General features: G+C 71.8%; 21 protein-coding genes. 12 read left to right on the plus strand and 9 right to left on the minus strand.

Annotated features, from left to right (window positions below; genetic code table 11):
• Nucleotides 1–47: 47 nt before the first annotated feature.
• The 11 genes from ACKI2N_RS09765 (at nt 48) to ACKI2N_RS09815 (ending at nt 11,185) form a co-directional block, all read left to right on the plus strand.
• Entirely contained in the window at nt 48–1,757 is a 1,710-nt protein-coding gene (locus ACKI2N_RS09765) for an ABC transporter substrate-binding protein (RefSeq protein ID WP_420994231.1), read from the plus strand.
• A gap of 13 nt (nt 1,758–1,770) precedes the next feature.
• Nucleotides 1,771–2,802, plus strand: a complete 1,032-nt coding sequence (locus tag ACKI2N_RS09770; RefSeq protein ID WP_420994232.1) for an ABC transporter permease — start codon at nt 1,771–1,773, stop codon at nt 2,800–2,802.
• Nucleotides 2,799–3,638: an ABC transporter permease gene (locus tag ACKI2N_RS09775; RefSeq protein ID WP_420994233.1), complete on the plus strand. Its 840-nt coding sequence runs from the start codon at nt 2,799–2,801 to the stop codon at nt 3,636–3,638. Before ACKI2N_RS09770 ends, ACKI2N_RS09775 begins: the two co-directional genes overlap by 4 nt.
• 20 nt (nt 3,639–3,658) lie before the next feature.
• Nucleotides 3,659–4,930 (plus strand): SfnB family sulfur acquisition oxidoreductase, encoded by a 1,272-nt coding sequence (locus ACKI2N_RS09780; RefSeq protein WP_420994234.1) that lies wholly within the window; start codon nt 3,659–3,661, stop codon nt 4,928–4,930.
• Between the two features lies 1 nt (nt 4,931).
• The gene (locus ACKI2N_RS09785) at nt 4,932–6,194 is read left to right on the plus strand and encodes an SfnB family sulfur acquisition oxidoreductase (protein ID WP_420994235.1); all 1,263 of its coding nucleotides are present in this window, start codon (nt 4,932–4,934) and stop codon (nt 6,192–6,194) included.
• A complete protein-coding gene (locus tag ACKI2N_RS09790) occupies nt 6,194–7,555 on the plus strand; it encodes an LLM class flavin-dependent oxidoreductase (protein WP_420994236.1) in 1,362 nt (453 codons plus the stop codon). The genes ACKI2N_RS09785 and ACKI2N_RS09790 overlap by 1 nt, the downstream gene beginning before the upstream one ends.
• Before the next feature lie 39 nt (nt 7,556–7,594).
• Complete coding sequence (locus ACKI2N_RS09795; RefSeq protein ID WP_420994237.1) at nt 7,595–8,422, plus strand: MetQ/NlpA family ABC transporter substrate-binding protein; 828 nt, start codon at nt 7,595–7,597, stop codon at nt 8,420–8,422.
• Between the two features lie 4 nt (nt 8,423–8,426).
• A complete protein-coding gene (locus ACKI2N_RS09800; RefSeq protein ID WP_420994238.1) occupies nt 8,427–9,581 on the plus strand; it encodes a methionine ABC transporter ATP-binding protein in 1,155 nt (384 codons plus the stop codon).
• A complete protein-coding gene (locus tag ACKI2N_RS09805; RefSeq protein ID WP_420994239.1) occupies nt 9,562–10,215 on the plus strand; it encodes a methionine ABC transporter permease in 654 nt (217 codons plus the stop codon). Before ACKI2N_RS09800 ends, ACKI2N_RS09805 begins: the two co-directional genes overlap by 20 nt.
• A gap of 309 nt (nt 10,216–10,524) precedes the next feature.
• Nucleotides 10,525–10,806: a type II toxin-antitoxin system RelE/ParE family toxin gene (locus ACKI2N_RS09810; protein ID WP_420994240.1), complete on the plus strand. Its 282-nt coding sequence runs from the start codon at nt 10,525–10,527 to the stop codon at nt 10,804–10,806.
• Nucleotides 10,807–10,837: 31 nt separating this feature from the next.
• The gene (locus ACKI2N_RS09815) at nt 10,838–11,185 is read left to right on the plus strand and encodes a HigA family addiction module antitoxin (RefSeq protein WP_420994241.1); all 348 of its coding nucleotides are present in this window, start codon (nt 10,838–10,840) and stop codon (nt 11,183–11,185) included.
• Between the two features lie 27 nt (nt 11,186–11,212).
• Here ACKI2N_RS09815 and ACKI2N_RS09820 read toward each other — a convergent pair whose 3' ends face one another.
• The 8 genes from ACKI2N_RS09820 to ACKI2N_RS09855 all read right to left on the minus strand — a co-directional run bounded on the left by ACKI2N_RS09820 (nt 11,213) and on the right by ACKI2N_RS09855 (nt 21,106).
• Nucleotides 11,213–12,451: a sigma-54 interaction domain-containing protein gene (locus ACKI2N_RS09820; RefSeq protein ID WP_420994242.1), complete on the minus strand. Its 1,239-nt coding sequence runs from the start codon at nt 12,449–12,451 to the stop codon at nt 11,213–11,215.
• Between the two features lie 4 nt (nt 12,452–12,455).
• Nucleotides 12,456–13,640: an acyl-CoA dehydrogenase family protein gene (locus tag ACKI2N_RS09825; RefSeq protein ID WP_420994243.1), complete on the minus strand. Its 1,185-nt coding sequence runs from the start codon at nt 13,638–13,640 to the stop codon at nt 12,456–12,458.
• Nucleotides 13,637–14,785, minus strand: a complete 1,149-nt coding sequence (ssuD, locus tag ACKI2N_RS09830) for an FMNH2-dependent alkanesulfonate monooxygenase (RefSeq protein ID WP_420994244.1) — start codon at nt 14,783–14,785, stop codon at nt 13,637–13,639. Before ssuD ends, ACKI2N_RS09825 begins: the two co-directional genes overlap by 4 nt.
• A 14-nt stretch (nt 14,786–14,799) precedes the next feature.
• Nucleotides 14,800–15,366 (minus strand): FMN reductase, encoded by a 567-nt coding sequence (gene msuE, locus ACKI2N_RS09835; protein ID WP_420994246.1) that lies wholly within the window; start codon nt 15,364–15,366, stop codon nt 14,800–14,802.
• A gap of 498 nt (nt 15,367–15,864) precedes the next feature.
• Entirely contained in the window at nt 15,865–16,233 is a 369-nt protein-coding gene (locus tag ACKI2N_RS09840) for a cupin (protein ID WP_420994247.1), read from the minus strand.
• An 87-nt stretch (nt 16,234–16,320) separates the two neighbouring features.
• Nucleotides 16,321–17,121 carry a DUF2968 domain-containing protein gene (locus tag ACKI2N_RS09845; RefSeq protein WP_420994248.1) on the minus strand — a complete coding sequence of 267 codons (801 nt, stop codon included), beginning with the start codon at nt 17,119–17,121 and terminating at the stop codon, nt 16,321–16,323.
• Between the two features lie 57 nt (nt 17,122–17,178).
• Nucleotides 17,179–17,358 carry a hypothetical protein gene (locus ACKI2N_RS09850; protein ID WP_420994249.1) on the minus strand — a complete coding sequence of 60 codons (180 nt, stop codon included), beginning with the start codon at nt 17,356–17,358 and terminating at the stop codon, nt 17,179–17,181.
• A gap of 142 nt (nt 17,359–17,500) precedes the next feature.
• Nucleotides 17,501–21,106: a DNA translocase FtsK 4TM domain-containing protein gene (locus tag ACKI2N_RS09855; protein ID WP_420994250.1), complete on the minus strand. Its 3,606-nt coding sequence runs from the start codon at nt 21,104–21,106 to the stop codon at nt 17,501–17,503.
• Between the two features lie 252 nt (nt 21,107–21,358).
• On the opposite strand from ACKI2N_RS09855, the gene ACKI2N_RS09860 reads away from it, so the two are divergent.
• Nucleotides 21,359–22,576, plus strand: coding sequence for an EAL domain-containing response regulator (locus ACKI2N_RS09860; RefSeq protein ID WP_420994251.1), 1,218 nt, complete (start codon nt 21,359–21,361; stop codon nt 22,574–22,576).
• A 15-nt stretch (nt 22,577–22,591) separates the two neighbouring features.
• Here ACKI2N_RS09860 and ACKI2N_RS09865 read toward each other — a convergent pair whose 3' ends face one another.
• A complete protein-coding gene (locus ACKI2N_RS09865) occupies nt 22,592–23,005 on the minus strand; it encodes a DoxX family protein (RefSeq protein ID WP_420994252.1) in 414 nt (137 codons plus the stop codon).
• Between the last annotated feature and the right edge of the window lie 155 nt (nt 23,006–23,160).

Genomic DNA, 23,160 nt, shown 5'->3' on the forward strand with positions numbered 1-23,160 from the left:
CTCTCAACCTTCCGCCTTCCGGCCCTCAGACGCTCCATAGACGCCCCATGACCGCACCCGACCATCCCTTCGCCGCTCCGACCTCCGCTGCCGACGCCGTCTCGCCGGGCACCGCCGACCTCCAGAGCCCGCAACGCCGCCAATGGCTCGGCGCCGGCGGCGCGCTGCTGGCCGGCGGCCTGTTCGGCGGCCTGCTGCCCGAGGCGCAGGCGCTGGACAAGGCCTTGCCGAATACCGAGCAAGGCGCAAGCCGCGGCGGCGCGCTCGATGCCGTGGTGCACCCCGAGCCGCCCACGCTGGCCTTCTTCATCAATACCTCGACCCCGGGCCGCACCGTGGTCAGCAAGATCTTCGACGGCCTGCTCGACTACGGCCCCGATCTCAAGCCGCGCCCGCAGCTGGCCGAGAGCGTGGACATCTCGCCCGACGGCCTGACCGTGCGCATCAAGCTGCGCCGCAACGCGCTGTGGCACGACGGCAAGCCCTTCACCGCGGCCGACGTCAGGTTCTCCGCCGAGCAGATCTGGCCCAAGTACGCGCCGACCGCGCGGCGCGTGTTCCAGCACCTGCGCAAGGTGGACACGCCCGACAACTACACGGTGGTGCTCACGCTGGCCAAGCCGACCCCGGTGATCCTCAACGCGCTCGACGTGGTGGCCGCGCCGGTGCTGCCGCGCCACCTGTACGAGAACACCGACATCCCCAACAACCCGTACAACAACAAGCCGGTCGGCACCGGCCCGTTCGTGTTCAAGGAGTGGGTGCGCGGCCAGCACATCGCGCTGGAGCGCTTCGACAAATACTGGGCGCCGGGCCTGCCCTACCTCGACAAGCTCACCTTCAAGATCATCCCCGACGTGGCCGGCCGCGCCACCGCGCTGGAGACCGGCGCGGTGCAGTACGGCGAGCGCAACCCGGTCACCTTCGCCGACGCCGACCGCCTGGCCAAGTCGCCCAACCTGGTGGTCAGCACCGAGGGCTACAACGGCTTCGCCGGCTGGCTGTGGCTGATCCCCAACCTGCGCGACCCCATCATCGGCAAGCTCAAGGTGCGCCAGGCCATCCTGCACGCGATCAACGTCCAGGCGCTGGTCAAGACCGTGTGGGGCGGCTACGCGGTGCCCGCCACCGGGCCGGTGTCGTCGCTGCTCAAGACCTTCTACACGCGCGATACCCAGCAATACCCGTACGACCGCAAGAAGGCCGAGGCGCTGCTCGACGAGGCCGGCTTCCCGCGCAAGGCCGACGGCTGGCGCTTCAAGCTCGACCACGACTACATCCCGTTCGGCGACGACTACCGCCGCACCGGCGAGTTCGTGCGCCAGTCGCTGCGCGCGGTGGGCATCGACGTGAACCTGCGCGGGCAGGACCTGCCCACCTGGAGCAAGAACGTCTTCACCGACTACAACTTCCAGCTGGTCAGCTCGTGGGGCCTCAACTGGCAGGATCCGCAGATCGGCGTGGAGCAGCATTACTGGTCCAAGGCCGAATCGAAGGGCACGCCGTGGCAGAACGCCTCCGGCTACGCCAGCCCGGAAGCCGACCGCCTGCTCGAAGCGGCCCAGGTGGAGCCGGACCCGGCGCGCCGCGTGCGGCTCTACCAGGACTTCCAGAAGCTGGCGCAGCAAGACCTGGCGCTGCTCAACCTGTTCGAGTTCCGCTGGTTCGGCGTGTGGGACAAGCGCCTGCGCAACGTCACCGATACCTTCGACCACAGCCAGAGCAATTTCGCCCGGGTCTGGCTGGCCGCCAAATAACAGCGAGGACGCCGTGCGCATAGCCAGATCCCTGCTCAGGCCGCTGCTCCGGCGGCTGCTGCAACTGCTGGGCGTGGTGTTCGCCACCGCCGTGCTCGACTTCGCGCTGCTCAAGGCGCTGCCGGGCGACCTGGTCGACGTGATCGCCAGCGAAAGCGGCAGCGTGCCGCCCCAGTACGTGGCGCAGCTGCGCCAGCTCTACGGGCTGGACCGCAGCCTGCCGGAACAGCTGCTGGGCTACCTGGGCCGCATCGCGCAGGGCGACCTGGGCTATTCGTTCCGTTTCGGCGAGCCGGTGCTCAACCTGGTGCTGGACCGGCTCGGCCCCACGCTGGCGCTGGTCGGCGCGGCGCTGCTGCTGTCCACGGTGGCCGGCGTGCTGCTCGGCGTGGCGGCGGCGCGGCGCCCGCACGGGCTGACCGACACCGTGCTGTCGGCGCTGGCCACGGTGGGCTATTCGGCGCCGATGTTCTGGACCTCGCTGATGCTGATCGTGCTGTTCGGCGTGCAGCTCGAATGGCTGCCGGTGGGCGGCCTGCGCGAGGTCAACGCCGGCTACCACGGCGCGCGCCTGTGGCTGGACTACCTCCAGCACCTGGTGCTGCCGGTGCTGACGCTGGCGATCTACTACGTGGCGGTGTACGCGCGGCTGGCGCGCGCCGCCATGATCGAGACGCTGGCCGAGGACTACATCCGCACCGCCCGCGCCAAGGGCGCGCGCGAGCACCAGGTGATCTTCCGCCACGCGCTGCGCAACGCGCTGCTGCCGGTGGTCACCATGCTGGGCGTGCAGAGCAGCGCGCTGCTGGGCGGCTCGATCGTGGTGGAGACGGTGTTCGCCTGGCCGGGCCTCGGACAGTTGTCGTTCGAAGCCATCAAGAGCCGCGACATCCCGGTGCTGCTGGCCGTGCTGATCTGCAGCGGCGTGCTGGTGGTGCTGGCCAACCTGCTGGTGGACCTGGCGCAGGCCGCGCTCGATCCGCGCGTGCGCCGCGCCGCATCGCCGGCCCGCCAGCCCTCGACCGCCACCGGGAGCGCCGCATGAAACGCTGGTACCTGCAACCCTCGATCTGGCTCGGCGGCGCCGTGCTGCTGGTGGTGGCCGCGGCCGCCGCGCTGGCCGGCGTGCTGTTCCCCGACGACCCGCTCGACATGGTGGGCGCGCCCTACACCTGGCCCGGCGCCGACCCGGCCACGCCGCTCGGCACCGACCTGATGGGCCGCGACCTGCTGGCCGGGCTGGCGCACGGCGCGCGCGTGTCGCTGCTGGTGGGCGTGTCGTCGGCGCTGGTGGCGCTGGCCATCGGCGTCGCCGTGGGCGCCGCGGCCGGCTTCTACCGCGGCCGCACCGACGCGGTGCTGAGCCGCGTCACCGAGTTCTTCCAGACCATCCCCGCCTTCCTGCTGGCCATCATCCTGGTGGCGGTGCTCAAGCCCACGCTGGGCACCATCGTGTTCGCGCTCGGCGTGACCTCCTGGACCAGCGTGGCGCGGCTGGTGCGCGCGGAGTTCCTGTCGCTGCGCGAGCGCGAATACGTGCGCGCCGCGGTGGCGGTGGGCGCCAGCGACGCGCACCTGATCTTCCGCGAGATCCTGCCCAATGCCTGGACGCCGATCATCGTCTCCACCGGCCTGCTGGTGGCCAACGCCATCCTGTCCGAGGCCGGGCTGGCCTTCCTCGGCCTGGGCGACCCCAACGTGGTGAGCTGGGGCTCGATGATCGGCCTGGGCCGCGACGCGCTGCGCACCGGCTGGTACATGACCGCCATCCCCGGGCTGGCGGTGGTGCTGACGGTGCTCGCGCTCAACCTGTTCAGCGACGGCCTGCAGGCCGCCCTCAATCCGCGCCTGCGTCGCGTCCGCGCCGCCACGCCGGCCTAGTTTCCCTTTTCCCGACCGCCATGACCAGACTGTCCGATTTCCCCGCCACCGCCCTGCCGGCCGCGCCGGCGCATCTGCCCGACCCCGGGCGCGTGCGGCGCATCGCCGACGACGCGCAGGCCCTGCAGGCCGCGCACGACCTTGCCGCCCGCTTTGCCGAGGGCGCGTCCGAGCGCGACCGCGCGCGCCGCCTGCCGTGGGCGGAACTGGACCTGTGGTCCGAGAGCGGCCTGGGCGGCATCACGGTGCCGCGCGCGTACGGCGGCGCCGAAGTGTCCTACGCCACGCTGGCCGAAGTCTTCGTGATCCTGTGCGCCGCCGACCCGGCGCTGGGCCAGATCCCGCAGAACCACTTCGGCCTGCTGGGCGTGCTGCGCGAAGCCGGTTCCGAGGCGCAGAAGCGCCGCTTCTACAGCGAAGTGCTGTCCGGCGCGCGGCTGGGCAACGCGGGGCCCGAGCGCCGCTCCGAGCACAGCCAGAACGTGCTGCAAGGCACCACCCGCCTGAGCGAGACCGCCCAGGGCCTGCGCCTGAACGGGCATCGCTTCTACTCCACCGGCGCGCTGTTCGCGCACCGCGTGCCGGCGCGCGCGCTCGACAGCCAGGGCCGCGCGGTGCAGGTGTGGTCGCCGCGCGAGGCGCGCGGGCTGTCCATCGTCGACGACTGGTCCTCGTTCGGCCAGCGCACCACCGCCAGCGGCAGCGTGGTGTTCGACAACGTGCCGGTCTCGCCCGACGACGTGCTGCCGGTGTGGCAGCTGGCGGACCGCCCGGGCCTGTACGGCGCCACCTCGCAACTGATCCAGGCCGCCATCGACCAGGGCATCGCCGAGGCCGCGCTGGCCGATGCCATCGCCTTCGTGCGGCAGTACGCGCGCCCGTGGATCGACTCCGGCCTGGAGCACGCCACCGACGACCCGCACCTGATCGCGGACGTGGGCCGCCTGCAGATCGACGTGCATGCCGCGCGCGAAGTGCTGCTCGAAGCCGGCCGCGCGCTGGACGCCATCGCCGCCGCGGCCGCGCCGCACGGGCTCGACGCCGAGGCCAGCGCGCGCGCCTCGGTGGCCGTGGCCGAGGCCAAGGTGCTGACCACCGAGGCGGCGCTGGCGGCCAGCGAAAAACTGTTCGAGCTGGCCGGCTCCTCCGCCACGCGCGCGCGCCACAACCTCGACCGCCACTGGCGCAACGCGCGCACCCACACGCTGCACGACCCGGTGCGCTGGAAGACCCACCTGATCGGCAACTACTACCTCAATCACGTGCTGCCCGCGCGCCACTCCTGGAACTGACATGTCCTTGCTGCTTACCCCGGTTCCCGCCGACCACAGCCCCGCCAGCCGGCCCGCGCCCGCCGCGCCGCCGGCGCAGCCGCCCGCGCTGATCCGCGACGACGCCGACGCCATCGCCACCGCGCGCCGGCTGGCCGCGCAGTTCGCGCCCGAGGCGGCGCAGCGCGACCGCGAGCGCCGCCTGCCCTGGGCCGAGCTCGATGCCTTCAGCGCGAGCGGCCTGTGGGGCATCACCGTGCCGCGCGAGTTCGGCGGCGCCGGCGTCTCCACCGTGACGCTGGCCGAGGTGATCTCCACCATCGCCGCCGCCGACGGCTCGCTGGGCCAGATCCCGCAGAACCATTTCTACGCGCTGGAAGTGCTGCGCGTGGGCGGCAGCGAGGCGCAGAAGCGCTTCTTCTATGCGCGCGCGCTGGCCGGCGAGCGCTTCGGCAACGCGCTGGCCGAGATCGGCCACAAGGACTTCAAGCGCCGCACCCGGCTCAGCCCCGACGGCGACGGCTGGCGCGTGGACGGCAAGAAGTTCTACTGCACCGGCGCGCTCTACGCGCACTGGATCCCCACGCTGGTGGTGGCCGAGCAGGACGGCCGCGAGGTCACGCTGCTGGCCATCGTGCCGCGCACCGCGCCCGGCGTGTCCATCGTCGACGACTGGGACGGCTTCGGCCAGCGCATCACCGGCAGCGGCTCGGTCACGTTCGACAACGTGCGCGTGGAGGCCGACTGGGTGGTGCCTTTCCTGGCCTCGTTCGAGCAGCCCACCACCATCGGCCCGGTGGCGCAGATCCTGCACGCGGCGATCGACCTGGGCATCGGCCGCGGCGCCTTCGACGCCACGCTGCCGTTCGTGCGCGAGCAGTCGCGCCCGTGGCTGGACGCCGGCGTCGAGCGCGCGGCGGACGACCCGCTGACCATCCACGAGGTCGGCAACGTGGCCGTGCGCCTGCGCGCCGCGGCGGCGCTGGTGCGCCGCGCCGGGCGCATCGTCGACGCGGCCCAGGCCGCGCCCGGCGAGCGCAGCGTGGCGGCGGCCTCGATCGCCGTGGCCGAGGCGCGCGCGCTCACCACCACCGCCTCGCTGCTGGCCGGCAGCAAGCTGTTCGAGCTGGCCGGCACCAGCGCCACGCTCGACGGCCTGGGCCTGGACCGCTTCTGGCGCAACGCGCGCACCCACACGCTGCACGACCCGGTGCGCTGGAAATACCACGCGGTCGGCAACTACTACCTGAACGACCGCCTTCCCACCCGGCACGGAGCCCTCTGATGGCACGCAAGCAAATCCTGCTCAACGCCTTCAACATGAACTGCGTGGGCCATATCAACCACGGCCTGTGGACGCACCCGCGCGACCGCTCGGTCGACTACAACACCATCGAATACTGGACCGGCCAGGCGCGCACGCTCGAGCGCGGCCTGTTCGACGGCCTGTTCATCGCCGACATCGTGGGCGTCTACGACATCTACCAGGGCAACGTGGACGTGACCCTGCGCGAATCGATCCAGCTGCCGGTCAACGACCCGCTGCTGCTGGTGTCGGCGATGGCCGCCGTGACGCGGCACCTGGGTTTCGGCGTGACCGTCAACCTGACCTACGAGCAGCCCTACTTGCTGGCGCGGCGCTTCTCCACGCTGGACCACCTCACGCGCGGGCGCGTGGGCTGGAACATCGTCACCGGCTACCTGGACAGCGCCGCGCGCGCGATGGGGCTGGACAGCCAGATCGCCCACGACGAGCGCTACGACCGGGCCGACGAATACCTGGAGGTGCTCTACAAGCTGTGGGAAGGCAGCTGGGAAGACGGCGCGGTGCGGCGCGACAAGGCCGCGCGCGTGTTCGCCGACCCCGGCCGCGTGCACAAGGTGAACCACCAGGGCAAGTACTACAAGGTCGAGGGCTACCACCTGGCCGAGCCGTCGCCGCAGCGCACGCCGGTGCTGTTCCAGGCCGGCAGCTCGGGGCGCGGCCAGCGCTTCGCCGCGCGCCATGCCGAGTGCGTGTTCATCTCGCCGCCCAGCAAGGAGGCCGCGCGCAACACCGTGCGCGCGCTGCGCGAGCAGCTGGTGGCGGCCGGGCGCCGCCCCGGCGACATCAAGGTGTTCGCCGGCGCCGCCGTGGTGGCCGGCCGCACCAACGCCGAGGCGCGCCAGAAGCACGCCGACTACAAGGATTACGCCAGCCGCGAGGCCGGCCTGGCCCACTTCGCCGCCAGCACCGGCGTGGACTTCGGCCGCTACGACCTCGACGCGCCGGTGGACTACAACGGCGGCAACGCCATCGAATCCGCCACCCGCACCGCCCAGCAGCACGGCTGGACGCGCCGGCGGCTGCTGGAACTGTTCGAGCTGGGCGGGCGCTATCCGGCCATCGTCGGCGACGCCGCGCAGGTGGCCGACGAGCTGCAGTCCTGGATCGACGAGACCGGCATCGACGGCTTCAACCTGAGCCGCACCGTGGTGCCGGAAAGCTACGAGGATTTCGTCGAGCTGGTGGTGCCAGAACTGCAGAACCGCGGGCTCTACAAGACCAGCTACGCCGAGGGCAGCCTGCGCGGCAAGCTGTTCGGCGAGGGCGACCGCCTGCCGGCGCGCCACGCGGCGGCGCAGTTCCGCCACGCGGCGGATTGAACCACCCGACACGCATCCAGACTCCATTCCACCCGCCCCATGACACTCAAGCCGACACTCAAGCGACTGCTGATCTCCGCCCTCGCCACGCTCTCCCTGGCCACTGCCCACCTCGCGCACGCCGCGCCGCTGCGCATCGGCGTCACGCCGGGCGCGCTGGCCGATTCGGTCGAGGTGGCCGCCGCCGAGGCGCGCAAGCAGGGCCTCGACGTCAAGGTGGTCGAACTGACCGACTGGACCACGCCCAACGTGGCGCTGGCCTCGGGCGACCTCGACCTCAACTACTTCCAGCACCAGGCCTTCCTCGACAACGCCGTCAAGGAGCGCGGCTACGCCTTCAAGAGCGTGGCGGTGGGCGTGCTGCCCAATATCGGCCTGTATTCCAGCCGCATCAAGCGCTTCGACGAGCTCAAGGACGGCGCGCGCGTGGGCGTGGCCAGCGACCCGGTCAACCAGGGCCGCGGCCTGCTGCTGCTGCAGAAGGCCGGCCTGATCAAGCTGCGCGACGGCGTGGGCGCGCGCGGCGGGCTCGACGACATCGTGGCCAACCCGAAGAAGCTCAGGTTCGTGGAGATCGAAGGCCCGCAACTGGTGCGCGCGCTCGACGACGTGGACCTCGCGCAGGGCTACCCGGCCCACTTCGTCAACGCGGGCAAGCCGCAGGTGGCCGGGTCCGGCCTGCTCTATTCGGGCGTGGACGACGTCTATTTCGCCATCCGCTTCGTCAGCCGCCAGGACAACGCCGGCGACCCGCGCATCGCCCGCTTCGTCAAGCTCTACCAGGAGTCGCCGGCCGTGCTGCAGAAGCTGCGCGAGTCCTATGCCAACAACGACAAGCTCTACAGCTTGCCGTGGCGCAAGCAGTGACGCCATGGGCACGCTGACCTTCCTGCGCCGGCGCGACGCCGCGCCCGGCCTGCCCGAAGCACCGGCATCCGCCCGCGCCGGCGGCGCGCACGATGGTCCCGGCGCGGCCGCCGGAGCGGGCTCGGTTTCGTTCCGGCAGGTCGGCAAGGTTTACCGCACGCCGGCCGGCGAGGTGCATGCGCTGCGCGAGATCGACATCGACATCCCCGCCGGCGGCGTGTTCGGCATCATCGGCCGCAGCGGCGCCGGCAAGTCCAGCCTGCTGCGCACCATCAACCGCCTGGAGACGCCCAGCAGCGGCCGCGTGCTGGTGGACGGCACCGACCTCGCCACGCTCGACGCCGCCGCGCTGGTGGCCCTGCGCCGCCGCATCGGCATGATCTTCCAGCACTTCAACCTGCTTTCGGCCAAGACCATGTGGGACAACGTGGCGCTGCCGCTGAAGGTGGCCGGCGTGCCGCGCAAGGAAATTGCGCCGCGCGTGGAGGAGCTGCTCGGCCTGGTCGGGCTGGAAGGCAAGCAGCGCGCCTACCCGGGCCAGCTCTCCGGCGGCCAGAAACAGCGCGTGGGCATTGCCCGCGCGCTGGTGCACCGGCCCGAGATCCTGCTGTGCGACGAGGCCACCTCGGCGCTGGACCCGGAAACCACGCAGTCCATCCTGGCGCTGCTGCGCGACATCAACCGCCGCCTGGGCCTGACCATCGTGCTGATCACGCACGAGATGCGCGTGATCCGCGACATCTGCGACCGCGTGCTGGTGCTCGAAGGCGGCCGCATCGCCGAGCACGGCCCGGTGTGGGAGGTGTTCGGCAATCCGCGCCATGCCGCCACGCGGGCGCTGCTGCAGCCGCTGCAGGCCGGCCTGCCCGACGACCTCGCGCAACGGCTGCAGGCCGCGCCGCCCGCGCACGGTGCCTGCGAGCAACTGGTCGAGCTGCACTACAGCGGCGCCGGCGCCGCGCCCGAGCTGGCCGGCATCGCCGCCGCGCTGGGCGGCCAGGCCCGCCTGCTGCACGCCGGCGTGGACCGCATCCAGGGCCACAGCCAGGGCCGACTGCTGCTGGCCACCTCCGCCCCCGGGCTGGCGCCCGAGGCGCTTGCGGCAGCCACCCGATCCCAACACGCCAAGGTAATCGGCTATGTCCCCGCTGACCATTGAACGCATCTGGCAAGGCCTGTTCGACACGCTCACCATGGTCGGCGCCTCGGCGCTGGCGGCGGTGGCGCTGGGCATTCCGCTGGCATTGGTGCTGGTGCTGAGCGCGCCCGGCGGCGTGCTGGCCTCGCCGCGCCTGCACCGCGTGCTCGGCAGCGTGGTCAACGGCTTCCGCGCCACGCCCTTCATCGTGCTGCTGGTGGCGCTGCTCCCGTTCACGCGGCTGGTGGTGGGCGCGACCATCGGCGTGTGGGCGGCGGTGGTGCCGCTGTCGATCAGCGCCACGCCCTTCTTCGCCCGCATTGCCGAGATCAGCTTGCGCGAAGTGGACCGCGGCCTGGTGGAAGCCGCGCAGGCCATGGGTTGCCAGCGCCGCCACATCGTCTGGCACGTGCTGCTGCCGGAAGCGCTGCCCGGCATCGTGGGCGGCTTCACCATCACCGTGGTGTCGCTGGTCGGCGCCTCGGCCATGGCCGGCGCGGTGGGCGCGGGCGGGCTCGGCGACATCGCCATCCGCTACGGCTACCAGCGCTTCGACACCACCGTGATGGTGGTGGTGATCGTGCTGCTGATCGGCCTGGTCAGCATCATCCAGTGGCTGGGCGACCGCTGCGTGCGCCTGCTGCGGGCGCCCTGAGCGCCTCCATCTGACCGGCGGGCCGGCTTGCCTGATTGCCACCGGCCGCGCCGCGGCCGTCCGGCCCGGCGCTTTGCGAATCCTCTCATGCATGCGCGGAACGCGCGGACTTACGCTGCTCAGGCGGGACCGCGAATGGTTCGCCATGCATGGGCCCCGGGAACACACCCTCCTCGCGATCCGGCGCGCGCATCGCATCGGCCGAGCCGTCCACGCGCCAGCGCCCCGGAGCACGACACCGTCTTCCCAGGGTTAACGAGATACGATTAACATTTGACGTTAAACTCGTCTCATTATAGGATCGCAACCATGATTCGAAGCTTCGCCAGCAAAGCCACCGCAGCGGTGTACGCGGGCAAGTTCGTGAGCAGCCTCCCGCGCGAGATCCAGCGGGCCGCGCTGCGCAAGCTCGAGATGCTCGACGCGGCGGCCGCGCTCGATGACCTGCGGGCGCCGCCCGCCAACCGGCTCGAGGCGCTCAAGGCCGAGCGCAGAGGACAGTGGAGCATCCGGATCAACAACCAGTGGCGGATCTGTTTCCGCTTCGGCAACGGCGACGTCTATGAGGCGGAGATCACCGACTATCACTGACCTGACCAGCATACTGACCAGCGAGGGCACCATGACCATCAAGCGCGAGGACCTGAAGAAGGTCGATTTCTCGGATGTCGCCACCGGCGAAAGCATCAAACCGGTCCACCCGGGCGAGATCCTGCGCGAGGACTTTCTCGTTCCCAACCACATGACCGCGCATGCGCTGGCGATGGCCCTGCATGTCCCGGCGCCGCGCATCAACGACATCGTGCGCTGCCGGCGCGCCATCTCGTCCGAGACGGCGCTGCGCCTGGCGCGCTATTTCGGCACCACGCCGGAATTCTGGGCCAGCCTGCAGGCGGCCTATGACCTGCGCGTGGCGCAGGCGGCCTCCGGCGAGGCGATCGCCCGCGAGGTCGTGCCGCTGGCGGCCTGAGCGCCGCCGGCCCGGCACCCGGCCGGTTCAGATGGCGATCGCGAATACCTTCGGCGCGCCGGCCTGCGGCGTGTCGCCGGCGGTGCCGTCCGGATTGCCGTCCGCGTTGTCGTCAATACCGGCCGCCCCCGCGCTTCCCGGCTCCCCGGCCTCGCCCGGCTTGCGCCGGTTCACGCGCAGCTCGCCGATCTGGATCAGCCGGGCGCGCGTGATGTTGCGGCTCAGGCCCAGCAGCGCAGCCGTGTGGACCTGGTTGTAGCGGCAGTAGCGGAAGGCGGCGCGCAGCAGCGCGCGCTCCACGGTCTCGTGCACGCCCTCGGGCGCGTCCTCGAACAGGCGCAGCAGCGCGCGCTCGAGCAGGGCGGCCGCGGGCTCGTCGGCGGGTTCCGCGGCTGCGGCCGGCGTGGCGCCCGCGCCGGCGGGAACCGCCAGGCCGCCGGCCGCGTCGGGCTGCGCCGGGCAGGCCTCCGTGCCGGGCTCCCGCACATGCAGGTCCGTGGTCTCGATACGGTCGTCCTGGCAGGTCAGCAAGGCATGGTGCAGCACGTTCTCCAGCTCGCGGATATTGCCGGGCCACGCGTAGCGCTGCAGCTTGTGCTGCGCGTCGGGGCTCAGCGCGACCTCGCCGTAGCCGAGCCGTTCGCCGTACTTGCGCAGGAAATGCTGCGCCAGCGGCAGGATGTCGCCGGGGCGTTCCTGCAGCGGACGGATCTCCAGCGTCACCACGTTGAGCCGGTAAAACAGGTCCTTGCGGAAGCTGCCGTCGCGGATGGCCTGGTCCAGCGGCCGGTTGGTGGCGGCCAGCACGCGCACGTCGATCGGCACCGGCTTGCGCGAGCCCAGCCGCACCACTTCGCGCTCCTGCAGCACGCGCAGCAGCTTGACCTGCAGCGACATCGGCAGGTCGCCGATCTCGTCGAGGAACAGCGTGCCGCCGTCGGCCTCCTCGAACCAGCCCGGCTTGGCGCCGAGCGCGCCGGTGAAGGCGCCTTTCTCGTGGCCGAACAGCTCGGCGTCGACCAGCGATTCGGAAAACGCGCCGCAGTTGACCGCGACGAAGCGCCGGTGGCGGCGCGCGCTCAGGTTGTGGACGTGGCGCGCCATCATTTCCTTGCCGGTGCCCGTCTCGCCCACGATCAGGATGCTGGCCTCGCTGGGCGCGACCTTCTCCACGTGGCTGAGCAGCGCCAGCGATCTCGGGTCGGCGAAGACGTGCGACAGATGCGCCGGGCGCGGCGCCGGCGGTGGCCAGGACACTAGCTGCATGGGCTCATGAGTAGAAGGATGGGCTCGGCGCGGCGCCGTTCAGTGCCCAGTCGCCGAGTTCGTGGAGCTTGTAGTCGAGCGGATCGTGCAGCGACTGCGTGCGCAGGTTGCGCCAGTGGCGGTCCAGCCGCAGCGCGCCGTGCGTGGCGCGCGCGCCGGTGACCTCGAAGATGCGGCTGGCGAGCTCGAGCCCGGTGCGGGTCGAGGCCACCTTGGCCGCGGCGATGTCCACCGCGAGCGCGCCGCGCGCCTCGGCGTCGAGCTGCTCGCCGGCGCGCCAGGCCTGGTCGAAGTGCGCGGCGGCGCGCTCCACCAGCAGCCGCACGCCTTCCAGGCCGACCCAGAATTCGCCGTAGCGCGCCAGCACGTAAGGGTCCTCGGTCACGTGCGCGGCCTCCGAGCGGAACCATGGGCGCGCCTCGTTGAGCGTGTAGCCGCGCGCCTCCTCGAAGGCGCCTTCGGCAATGCCGAGGAAGGTGTGGCAGAACACCAGTTGCGCCAGCAGCGGCCGCAGGCACGCGAACGGCGTGCTCAGCGGGCCGGGGTCGAGCAGCAGCTCCTGCGGCTCCACGCGCACGCGCTCGAACGAGACACTGCCGCTGTCGGTCTGGCGCTGGCCGATGCTGTCCCAGTCGTGGTGCGGCGTGATGCCGCTGCGGCTGGTCGGCAGGGCCGCGATCAGCAGGCGGCCGCTGCCCTCCTCCAGCGCCGACGCCACCAGCATCTCGGAGTCGATGGCGCCGGAGCAGAAACTCTTCTTGCCGGAGAACTCGTGGCAGCCCTCGCCGCGGCTGGCCACGGTGCGCGTATCGAGCGGGTTCAGCGCGTTGCCCCAGAACCAGCCGCGCAGCGCGGTCTGCTCCCACCACGGGCGCCATTGGCCGGCGTTGCCGAACAGCCGCAGCGTGGCCAGCGTCAGGTGGTGGAAGCCGTAGACGTGGGCCAGCGAGGCATCGGCGCGGGCCAGCGTGCGCACCACGGCCAGCATGTCGGCCCAGTTGCCGCCCAGCCCGCCGAGGTCGGCCGGAATGGTCAGGGCCAGCAGGCCGCTGGCGCGCAGCGCGTCGCGCTCGGCCTTGGGCGTGCCGCCGCGGGCGTCGCGCTCGGCCGCGGTCTGGGCAAAGTCGCGCGCCAGCGCCTGCGCCGTGCGGCGCGGGTCCAGCGGCACCACGCGGGGACGCACGCTCATGCCGCGGCCTTGCTGCCCGGCAGCACGTCGTTGGCGATCATCTCGCCGAACGGCCCGGTCAGGTTGGTGGCGCCGCCGCGCGCCAGGCTGGCGTACGGCTCGGGCGGCAGCGGAAACACCAGTTCGGCGAAGCGGTAGGCTTCCTCCAGGTGCGGGTAGCCCGAGAAGATGAAGCTCTCGATGCCGAGGTCCGCGTACTCCTTGATGCGCGCCGCGACTTCCTCCGGATTGCCGACCAGCGCCGTGCCGGCGCCGCCGCGCACCAGGCCCACGCCGGCCCACAGGTTGGGATAGATCTCGAGCTGGTCGCGGCGTCCGCCGTGCAGCTGCGCCATGCGGCGCTGGCCGACCGAGTCGAAGCGCGCGAACGATGTCTGCGCGGCGGCGATGGTCTCGTCGGAGATCCGCGCGATCAGCTCGTCCGCGGCGCGCCAGGCTTCCTCGCTGGTATGGCGCACGATCACGTGCAGCCGCACGCCGAAGCGCACCGTGCGCCCGAGCCGCGCGGCGCGCTCGCGCACGTCGGCGATCTTCTGCGCCACCGCGGCCGGCGGCTCGCCCCAGCTCAGGTAGACGTCGACCTGCTCGGCCGCCAGTTCGTGCGCCTCTTCCGAGGAGCCGCCGAAGTACAGCGGCGGGTAAGGACGCTGCACCGGCGGATAGAGCGCCTTGGCGTTCTCCACCTTGATGTGCTCGCCCTCGAAGTGCACCGCCTCGCCTTCGAGCACGCGGCGCCACACGCGCAGGAACTCGGCCGAAGCGGCATAGCGCTGGCCGTGGTCCAGGTAGAGGCCGTCGCCGCGGTTCTCGTCGGGGTCGCCGCCGGTGACCACGTTGATCAGCAGCCGGCCGTTGGTGATGCGGTCCAGCGTGGCCGCCATGCGCGCCGACACCGTGGGCGAGATGATGCCCGGGCGGATCGCCACCAGGTAGCGCAGGCGCTCGGTCCAGGGCGCCACGGCCGAGGCGATCACCCACGAGTCCTCGCAGGAGCGGCCGGTGGGAATCAGCACGCCGTAGTAGCCGAGGTCGTCCGCGGCCTGCGCGATCTGCTTCAGGTAGCGCAGCGAGACCGGCCGCGCGCCCTCGGTGGTGCCGAGGTAATGGCCGTCGCCGTGCGTGGGAAGGAACCAGAATACGTTCATTGCCGGTGCGTTCCTCAGGCCACGCGCTGCAGCGCCGTGCGCCGGTGCTCGGCGAACAGCGGCGCGGCGCGGTCGGCGGCCAGGCGGATGCGCTCGGCCAGCGCCGGGCTGCTCACCTGGTAGTGCTCGAACTCGCCCGGACTGCCGTACACGCCGATCGGCAAGGTCAGCGCCTGCATGAAGCCGAACAGCGGCCGCAACTGATGCTCGAGCACCAGCGCATGGCGGTCGCTGCCGCCGGTGGCGGCCAGCAGCACCGGCTTGTCGACCAGCGCTTCCTGCCCGGCCAGGTCGAACAGATGCTTGAAATGGCCAGGATAGGAACCGCGGTAGACCGGCGCGGCCACCAGCAGCAGGTCCGCCGCCTCGATCGCCGCCAGCTCGGCTTCGATCTCGGCCGGCAGTTCCGCGCGCGTCAGCGCGCCGCCCAGCGGCCTGGCGATCTCGCCCAGGTTGACGATGCGGCTCTGGATCACCAGCCGCGTGTCGAGCTCGGCCAGCAGGGCCTGGACCAGCGCCAGGGTGCGCGAGGGTTGCTGCGCGCTGCCGTTGACGGCAACTACGTTCAGCGGTTTAGCCATTGAGAAAACCTCCTGTGGAATGAATCCGGATGGACGCGGCGGCCAGGCCGGCCGGCCCGGCTGCGCGAGCGGCTGCGTGCAGACAAGGCAAGAAGCAAGCCCGCCCGGCCGGGCCGCAATTGGCGGCATTCGCGGCGTCTTGCGGCCATCCGCCGATGTGCGCGGCGGGTTCGCCCGCGTCTCGCGGCGGCTGCGGGCGCAGCTTGCTGAATCGCTGTTGCGCCGGCAACAGTGCCGGCGCGCGACGGCGGGGACGGGGAACGGACGGCGCCGCGGACAGCCGCGCCTGGGGCGGGAAGAACATGATTCGGGATGGGGCCAGCCGTTGGGTATTGCGATGCAAGCCGCTACGGACTGGTTGGCTTGCCAGGCTCACACGATAGCCGAGCGGCACGCCGCGCCGAAGTGCGCATTTCGTCTATGCATAGAGGCGCGGGCCGCATATCGGTATGCGGGCACCGGCGCGAGTGTCAGGCAACCGTGTCGGGCGCAGAGGGATCAGCCCTGCGCGCCCGGGCCGAAATGCACGGCCAGCCAGACCGAGGGCTGCGCCGCATCGGTCCAGGCCACGCGATGGCGGCAATGCGCCGGCAGGTGCAGCCAGTCGCCGGGCAGCAGGCGGCGGGGCCCGGCTTCGCCTTCGAGATGCAGGCCGGCGCTGCCGCTGAGCAGCAGCACCCATTCGTCCTGCGCGCTGTCGTACCAGAAGCCGGGCGGACTGGCCTGGCCGTTCGAGACGATGCGCTCGATCTTCAGGCCGGGGCGCTCCAGCAAGGCATCGAAGCGCTCGGCGGCGCGGTCGGCCGGCACCTCCGCCAGCAGGTTGCCGTGCGGCACCGCGCCGGCCGGCTCGTGATTGGTGTCCATCGTCGTCTCCGCATTGGCCGGCGGCGCCGGCCCCGCCATTTTGCCGGTTTGCGCCGGCGCCGTGCGCACCGGAAGACGGCGCCGGGCTCAGCGGACCGGCAAATGCGGCAGCCCTTCGTTTTCGGCCAGCATGAGCTGGTGGGCCTGGCGAGCCGACTTGTTGAGCTGCGCCTGGGCCGTGACGCGCAGGCCTTCGAGCCGGGCCAGCTCCCGGCGCACCTGCTGCTGGCGCGCGTTCAGCGCCTGCTCCTGCAGCGCCACGCGCTGCAGGTCGCTGCGCAGCCGCTCGGCCCGCTGCTCGGATTGCTCGAACAGGCGCGCGAGGTGCTCGTTGCGGGCCTTGACCAGCGCGCAGCGCGCCTCGCCTTCGGCCCAGCGCCGCGCGCGTTCCTCGAAGTGGACGAACACCGATTCGCTGGTCTCGTGGTCGGCGCAGGTCATCACGCGCCAGGGCGCCCCGTCCTGGTAGAGCACGGTGTAGAACACCATCTCCGCGGCGTGGAAGAACAGCACCACCGAATAGCCGAAACTGCGGAACACGCGGAATTCCGTCAGCGCGTCCTGCTCGGCGAGGCGCTCGAACGCGGCGATGTCCGCCACCTTGACGGTGCGCGCGCCGGGCTGGGCGGCGGCGGACGCCACCGGCATCAGGCGCGGGAACTGGCGCGCGCCTTCGCGGGCATCGGGCTGGCCCGGGGCGGGCTGCGCATGGTCCATGCCGGCGATGGCATCGATCGCCTCGATGGCGTCGCTTGCCTGCGCCGCCTCGACCGCATCGCTGCCGCCGCCCGCCTCGGCCATGCCGGCGAGCGCTTCGCCAAGAACCTGCCTCAGCGGCGACGCCTCATAGGTATCCACATCCATGTACTGTTCGGCGATGTTCTTCACGGGAGTTCCTTGAGCGCTGCGAGGCGCCATCAAAATGAAGCCAAGCGGCCGGCCGCGTCAGTCCCACTGCCGCTGGAGCGCGCAGCGCTGCTGGCTTGCCGAGGCCGCCTTCTGCTCGCACTCGGCGACCACCCGCAGCGTAGCCTCCTGCAGCAGCGAGCCCTGCGTCAGCACGCTGGCGAACGCCTTGAGCTGGTCGAGCGAGAGGTAAACGGGAAGGGAGGGTTCTTCGCCCATGCTGGCCTGCCGAAGTTCGATCGCACCAGCATAGGGGCGGCAGCCGGCCTTTCAGGCGGACATTAGCGGGGAAAAGCCGGCGTTATTCGGCCATTGCGCGCGGAATGTGCGGCTTGTGGCATGCGGTGCGAAGTTTTCTTCCTCAGTCTCCCGAGCCCGGCGCGAGCACGTCGCGCGCGCCGTTGCGGCCCATCGGCGAGACCAGGCCGGCGACTTCCATCTGCTCGATCAGCCGCGCGGCGCGGTTGTAGCCGATGCGCAGCTGGCGCTGCACGGCGGAGATCGAGGCGCGCCGCGTGTTGAGCACGAAGGCGGCGGCTTCGTCGTAGAGCGGGTCGGCCTCGACGTCGCCGCCTTCGCCGAACAGGTCGGCTGCGGCGGCCTCGCCAGGGTCGCCGGCGAGGATCGCCTCCTCGTAGTCGGGCTCGCCGAACTGCTTCCAGTGCTCGACCACGCGGTGCACTTCCTCGTCGGCGACGAAGGCGCCGTGCACGCGCTGCGGATAGCCGGTGCCGGGCGGCAGGAACAGCATGTCGCCCTGCCCCAGCAGGCTTTCCGCGCCCATCTGGTCGAGGATGGTGCGCGAGTCGATCTTGCTGCTGACCTGGAACGCCACGCGGGTGGGAATGTTGGCCTTGATCAGGCCGGTGATGACGTCCACCGAGGGCCGCTGCGTGGCCAGGATCAGGTGGATGCCCGCGGCGCGCGCCTTCTGCGCCAGACGGGCGATCAGTTCCTCGATCTTCTTGCCGGCCACCATCATCAGGTCGGCCAGCTCGTCGATCACCACCACGATCAGCGGCAGCGTGCGCAGCGGCTCGGGCGCGTCGGGGGTGAGCGAGAACGGGTTGGGCACGTGCTCGCCGGCGGCCTCGGCGGCGCGGATCTTCTGGTTGAAGCCGGCCAGGTTGCGCACGCCCAGCGCCGACATCAGGCGGTAGCGCTTTTCCATCTCGCCCACGCACCAGTTGAGCGCGTGCGCGGCCTGCTTCATGTCCGTGACCACCGGCGCGAGCAGGTGCGGGATGCCTTCGTAGACCGACAGCTCCAGCATCTTGGGGTCGATCATGATCAGGCGCACGTCGTCCGGCGTGGCCTTGTAGAGCACCGACAGGATCATGGCGTTGACCGCCACCGACTTGCCCGAGCCGGTGGTGCCGGCCACCAGCAGGTGGGGCGCGCGCGCGAGATCGGTCACCACCGGATTGCCGGTGATGTCCTTGCCCATCGCCAGCACCAGGTGCGAGTTGTGCGCGAGGAAGGACGAGGCAGCCACGATCTCCGACAGGCGGATCATCTGGCGCCGCGCGTTGGGCAGTTCCAGCCCCATGCAGGTCTTGCCGGGGATGGTCTCGACCACGCGGATCGAGGTCACGCCGAGCGCGCGCGCGAGGTCCTTCATCAGGCCCACCACCTGCGCGCCGCGCACGCCCATCGCGGGGTCCACCTCGAAGCGCGTGATGACCGGGCCGGCCGAGGCGCCGACCACCGACACCGGCACCTTGAACTCGGCCAGGCGCTGCGCGATCAGGTTGCCGGTTTCCTGCAGGCGCTCTTCGCTGACCTGCTCGATATCGGCCGAGGCGGCCTCCAGCAGCGCCAGCGGCGGCAGCCGGTAGTCGGCGATGCGGGCGGGCGCCGGCGTGACGGCGATGGCCTGCAAGGGCGGCATCGCGGGCGCGGCAGGCGCGGCGGGCGCGAGGGCGCTGAGCGGCACCGTCTTGCCGACCACGGCGGGCAGCACGATGCGGGGCTTGGGCGCGGCAGGGGCGGGCGGGGTTTCCGGTTCGCCTTCGGCAGCGGGTTCCGGCTCGGCCACGGTTTCCGCCGCCGTTACCGCCGCCATTACCGCCGCGGTCTTCGCCACCGTTTCCGCTTCCGGTCCGGCATTTGCCGCCGGGTTATCTTCCGTTTCCGTTTCCGTTTCCGTTTCCGCTTCTGTTTCCGCTTCTGCCTCTGCTTCCGCCGGCGCCGCGGTTCCGGTTTCCACGCCAGCCGCCAGCGCGGCTTCCACGGTCTCGGCAACCGGAGAGTCGTCGGCGCCGGCTTCCGTGCCGGCGACGACAGCGTCGTCGCTCGGCTCGACCAGCAGGTTGGCGTCGAGCACGCTGTCGGCGCCCTCCTCCGTGCCTGCCTCGGGCTGGATTTCCGTTTCCGTTTCCGTTTCCGTCTCCGGCGCGGCGGCGTCGGGCGCTTCCTCATTGCCGGCGAACAGGCCGGCGTCGGGCGATGCGGATTCGGCGGGCACGGCTTCGCCGTCGGCGTCGACAGCCGGGCCGTCACTGCGCGCGCCGGCAACGTCCGCAATGGCCATATCCCGGACCGCGTCAGGCGGCGGGATTTCGGCAACCCCGGCGGCAACCCCGGCGGCTTCGCCGGCGCCATCTGCCGGCACGTCCGCGACGGCCGCTACCTCAGGCGCCCCGACAGTTTGCGGCGCCGCGGGACGGCCGGCGGCCAGCGCCTTCAGTTCGGCCATCAGCGTCTCGGCTTCCAGCCGGATCTGCGCCAGCGTGGCGCGCCGGGCTTCCTCGTCGGCGGCGCAGGCTGCGTCAGCGGCGGCGGCGGCCGCCGGCATGGCCACGTCGCTGGAGGACAGCACGGCCACGGCCTGCGGCGCTTCCGGCAATGTTTCCGGCAACGTGCCCGGCAGCGCGGCCGGAGTATCGGCCAGCGCCACCTCGCCTTCCGGCGCGGCGGCGGCTTCCGGAACGGAGGCCGCCTGGGGAACGTCCGGCGGCAGCGCGGCCGCCGGCTCGTGCGCGGCGACGGGCCGAACCGGCTCCTGCGCGGTGGCCGGCCGGACTTCCTGGCCGGCTGCGGGAGCCGCCGGCGGGGCCCGGCGCGCCGGCGCATCGGCTTCGGGCAGCGTGGTGATGGCCGAGCGCGGGGTCGGCGGGGTCAGGTCAGGCTGGCGAAACGGGCTGCTGACCACGGTCGCGCGCGGCGTGCCCGCCGCGGGCAGGCCTACGGCGGCGCGCGCCTGCGCTACCGCGGCCGCGCGGCCGGCGGCACGGGTGGCGTCCTGCGGCCGGACCGCCGGGCGTTCCTGCGCCGGCTGCGCGAGCGGCCGCGCTGCCGCCGGCGGCACCGTCACGGCCGGCGCCGCGGGTTCAGGCGTGACCGCGCCCGGCGGCGCGGCCTGCTGCAGCCAGATCTCGCCCGGCTGCGGCGGGGAGCTGCGGGTGCGCGCGGGCGGTTGCCAGACCGGCTGGCGCCGCGCCGACACGGCCTCGATGCCCTTGTGGCGCGGCACGTAGTCGATCGCGCCCGGGGTGGCGGCGGGCACGGCGCCCAGATGGGTGGTTTCCCAGCTGTCCGGCTCGCGCGCGGCGCGCGACGGCGCGCGCGGCGGCGCGAAATCTTCCTCGTCGGGCTCGGGAGCATGCGGCTTGCGCGAGAACAGGCTGCGCCAGGTCTCGCCGAATACCATCGGCGCGGCCAGCGCGAGCACGCCGAGCATGATCAGCAGGCTGGCGCTCCAGCCGAGCATGCCGGCCAGCAGCCCGCCGAGCACGCGCCCCGCGCTGCCGCCCGACGAACTGGCCGCCATGCCGCCCTCGCCCGCCGCGCCCGTGAGGGCTTCCAGCGATGCGCTCGCGCACAGCACGATCAGCGTGCCCATCCAGACGCGCAGCGTTCCGCGCCCGCCGAAGAACCGGCGCTCGCCGGCGAGCAGGCGCGCCACCGTGCGCCACAGCAGCGGCACCAGCCACAAGGTCGAAAAACCGAACCAGCCAAAACCCATTATCGAAACGCCATCGTCAAATACCTCGGGCAGCGATTGTAGCGGGTCTGGGCGCCGCGGCGCCGTGCAAGATGCGCCACCGTGGCGGAATCCCCGCAGTTCCCCGGCGCGCGGCGGCAGCGGCGGCGCGCATGCGGGCCTGCCCGCCGCGGGGCATGTGCGCTACTATGGGCGACGCCCGCCGCGGCTGGAACAGCCGCGGCCTGACCCACCCCCAGCCGAACCCGAGCGAGCGCCGCCGCCGAGCCAACCATGCAGACACGCTACGCCGGATTGTCGGCACTGGTGGTCGATGACCACCCCTTCCAGCTGCTGGCGGCAGAGCAGTTGCTGAGCCAGCTCGGCGTGGCCGACGTGCATTGCGCGGCCGACGGCCGCGTCGCGCTCGATCTGCTGGCCGCGCGCAAGTTCGACCTCGTGCTGTGCGATATCGAAATGCCGGGACTCAACGGCCCGGCCATGATGGACGAGCTGACCCGGCGCGCGGACCACGCCTTCGTCGGCGCGCAGCCGCTGTGGGTATGGGTGTCGGCGCTCGAGGACGACATCATCGATTCCCACGTGAGCCTGGCGGACTCGGTCGGGCTGGCCCACGTGCGCGCCGTGCACAAGCCGATCTCCGCCGTGGTGCTGGAGGAAATCCTGCAGGATGCGCTGGCGCGCGACCAGACCCTGTCGGCGCCGACGAGCGCGCAGGACCAGCCGGACGACGCCGAACTGCTGGCCGCGCTGCAGACGCCCGGCGCCATCTTCATCATGCTGCAGCCCCAGTTCCATATCGTGAGCGGCAAGCTGGCCGGCGCCGAGGCGCTCTGCCGCTGGCGCCATCCGGCGCTGGGCCTGGTCCGGCCCGACCAGTTCATCCCGCGGCTGGAGACGCTGGGCAAGGCCGACGCGATCTTCCAGCTGGCAGGCCAGCAATGCCTGGCGGTGCAGCGCCAGTTGCTGGCGCGCGGCGTGCGCATTGCGCTGAGCATCAATGCCTCGGCGCAGACGCTGTGCCGGCCCGGCGTGCTCGACGCCTTCGATGCCATGGTGGAGGCCAGCGGCATGCCGCGCCAGTTGCTCATCATCGAGCTGACCGAGGGTTATCCGGTGCCGGACGCGCGCGCCCTGTCGATCGCGCTGAACCGGCTGCGGCTGCTCGGCTACGGCGTGGCCATCGACGATTTCGGCGTGGGCATCGCCACCCTCAAGCTGCTGGCGGACCTGCCGTTCACGCAGGTCAAGCTGGACCGCTCCTTCGTGGTGGCGCTGCCGGGCAACAGCCAGCGCGCGGCGATCTGCCGCAACATCATCAACCTCGCGCGCGACCTCAAGCTGGAGTGCGTGGCCGAAGGCATCGAGACGCCCGCGCAGCGCGACGCGCTGCAGGCGCTGGGCTGCGACCTGGGCCAGGGCTACCTGTGGTCGCCGGCGCTGCCGCCCGACATGTTCGTGGCCGAGACCCTCGGCCTCTGGACCACCTGAACGGCGGCGCCGGTCCTAGTTCCAGCGCCCGGCGATGCCGCCCACGCTCAGGCGCCCCGCGCCCAGCAGCAGCACCGCCAGCGCGCTGGCCAGGAACAGCGCCTGCAGCTCCACCGCCCAGCCGCCGGTCTCGTTGAGCAGGCCGAGCTGCCCGGTGTGCACCAGCGCCACCGCCACGATCATGTTGACGGCCACCACCAGCGCCGCGAGGCGCGTCCACAGGCCCAGGATCAGCAGCACCGGGGCCACCACTTCGCCGATATAGACCAGGTACGCCACGGCGGGCGGCAGGCCGGCCTGCGTCACCACCTGCGTGACGAAACCGGGGCCGTTGATCAGCTTCGACACGCCGTGGAAGAGAATCAGCGCACCGAGCACGATGCGCAGCACCGCCTTGCCGAGGTCCTGGGATGCCTGGGTTCCGCTCATGGTCGTCGCTCCTTGTGCGGTCCTGCGCTGTATCGGGGACGCTGGCAGCGTCCGCAGGCCCGTGGTTGATGCGCCTTTCGCGCCACGCGGCGCGCGCTTATGTACCTTAGTGCGCGGCGCCGTGAAGGTAAAGCCACAAGTTGCGGGCGCGCCCG

The organism is Cupriavidus sp. 30B13 (assembly GCF_049059565.2).
Taxonomy (GTDB): Bacteria; Pseudomonadota; Gammaproteobacteria; order Burkholderiales; family Burkholderiaceae; genus Cupriavidus.

Bases quoted from the DNA above. Each gene is read 5' to 3' on its own strand.
- ACKI2N_RS09765 (WP_420994231.1), top strand. From the start codon at position 48: ATGACCGCACCCGACCATCCCTTCGCCGCTCCGACCTCCGCTGCCGAC.
- ACKI2N_RS09775 (WP_420994233.1), top strand. From the start codon at position 2,799: ATGAAACGCTGGTACCTGCAACCCTCGATCTGGCTCGGCGGCGCCGTG.
- ACKI2N_RS09780 (WP_420994234.1), top strand. From the start codon at position 3,659: ATGACCAGACTGTCCGATTTCCCCGCCACCGCCCTGCCGGCCGCGCCG.
- ACKI2N_RS09785 (WP_420994235.1), top strand. From the start codon at position 4,932: ATGTCCTTGCTGCTTACCCCGGTTCCCGCCGACCACAGCCCCGCCAGC.
- ACKI2N_RS09790 (WP_420994236.1), top strand. From the start codon at position 6,194: ATGGCACGCAAGCAAATCCTGCTCAACGCCTTCAACATGAACTGCGTG.
- ACKI2N_RS09795 (WP_420994237.1), top strand. From the start codon at position 7,595: ATGACACTCAAGCCGACACTCAAGCGACTGCTGATCTCCGCCCTCGCC.
- ACKI2N_RS09800 (WP_420994238.1), top strand. From the start codon at position 8,427: ATGGGCACGCTGACCTTCCTGCGCCGGCGCGACGCCGCGCCCGGCCTG.
- ACKI2N_RS09805 (WP_420994239.1), top strand. From the start codon at position 9,562: ATGTCCCCGCTGACCATTGAACGCATCTGGCAAGGCCTGTTCGACACG.
- ACKI2N_RS09810 (WP_420994240.1), top strand. From the start codon at position 10,525: ATGATTCGAAGCTTCGCCAGCAAAGCCACCGCAGCGGTGTACGCGGGC.
- ACKI2N_RS09815 (WP_420994241.1), top strand. From the start codon at position 10,838: ATGACCATCAAGCGCGAGGACCTGAAGAAGGTCGATTTCTCGGATGTC.
- ACKI2N_RS09820 (WP_420994242.1), bottom strand. From the start codon at position 12,451: ATGCAGCTAGTGTCCTGGCCACCGCCGGCGCCGCGCCCGGCGCATCTG.
- ACKI2N_RS09825 (WP_420994243.1), bottom strand. From the start codon at position 13,640: ATGAGCGTGCGTCCCCGCGTGGTGCCGCTGGACCCGCGCCGCACGGCG.
- ssuD (WP_420994244.1), bottom strand. From the start codon at position 14,785: ATGAACGTATTCTGGTTCCTTCCCACGCACGGCGACGGCCATTACCTC.
- msuE (WP_420994246.1), bottom strand. From the start codon at position 15,366: ATGGCTAAACCGCTGAACGTAGTTGCCGTCAACGGCAGCGCGCAGCAA.
- ACKI2N_RS09840 (WP_420994247.1), bottom strand. From the start codon at position 16,233: ATGGACACCAATCACGAGCCGGCCGGCGCGGTGCCGCACGGCAACCTG.
- ACKI2N_RS09850 (WP_420994249.1), bottom strand. From the start codon at position 17,358: ATGGGCGAAGAACCCTCCCTTCCCGTTTACCTCTCGCTCGACCAGCTC.
- ACKI2N_RS09855 (WP_420994250.1), bottom strand. From the start codon at position 21,106: ATGGGTTTTGGCTGGTTCGGTTTTTCGACCTTGTGGCTGGTGCCGCTG.
- ACKI2N_RS09860 (WP_420994251.1), top strand. From the start codon at position 21,359: ATGCAGACACGCTACGCCGGATTGTCGGCACTGGTGGTCGATGACCAC.
- ACKI2N_RS09865 (WP_420994252.1), bottom strand. From the start codon at position 23,005: ATGAGCGGAACCCAGGCATCCCAGGACCTCGGCAAGGCGGTGCTGCGC.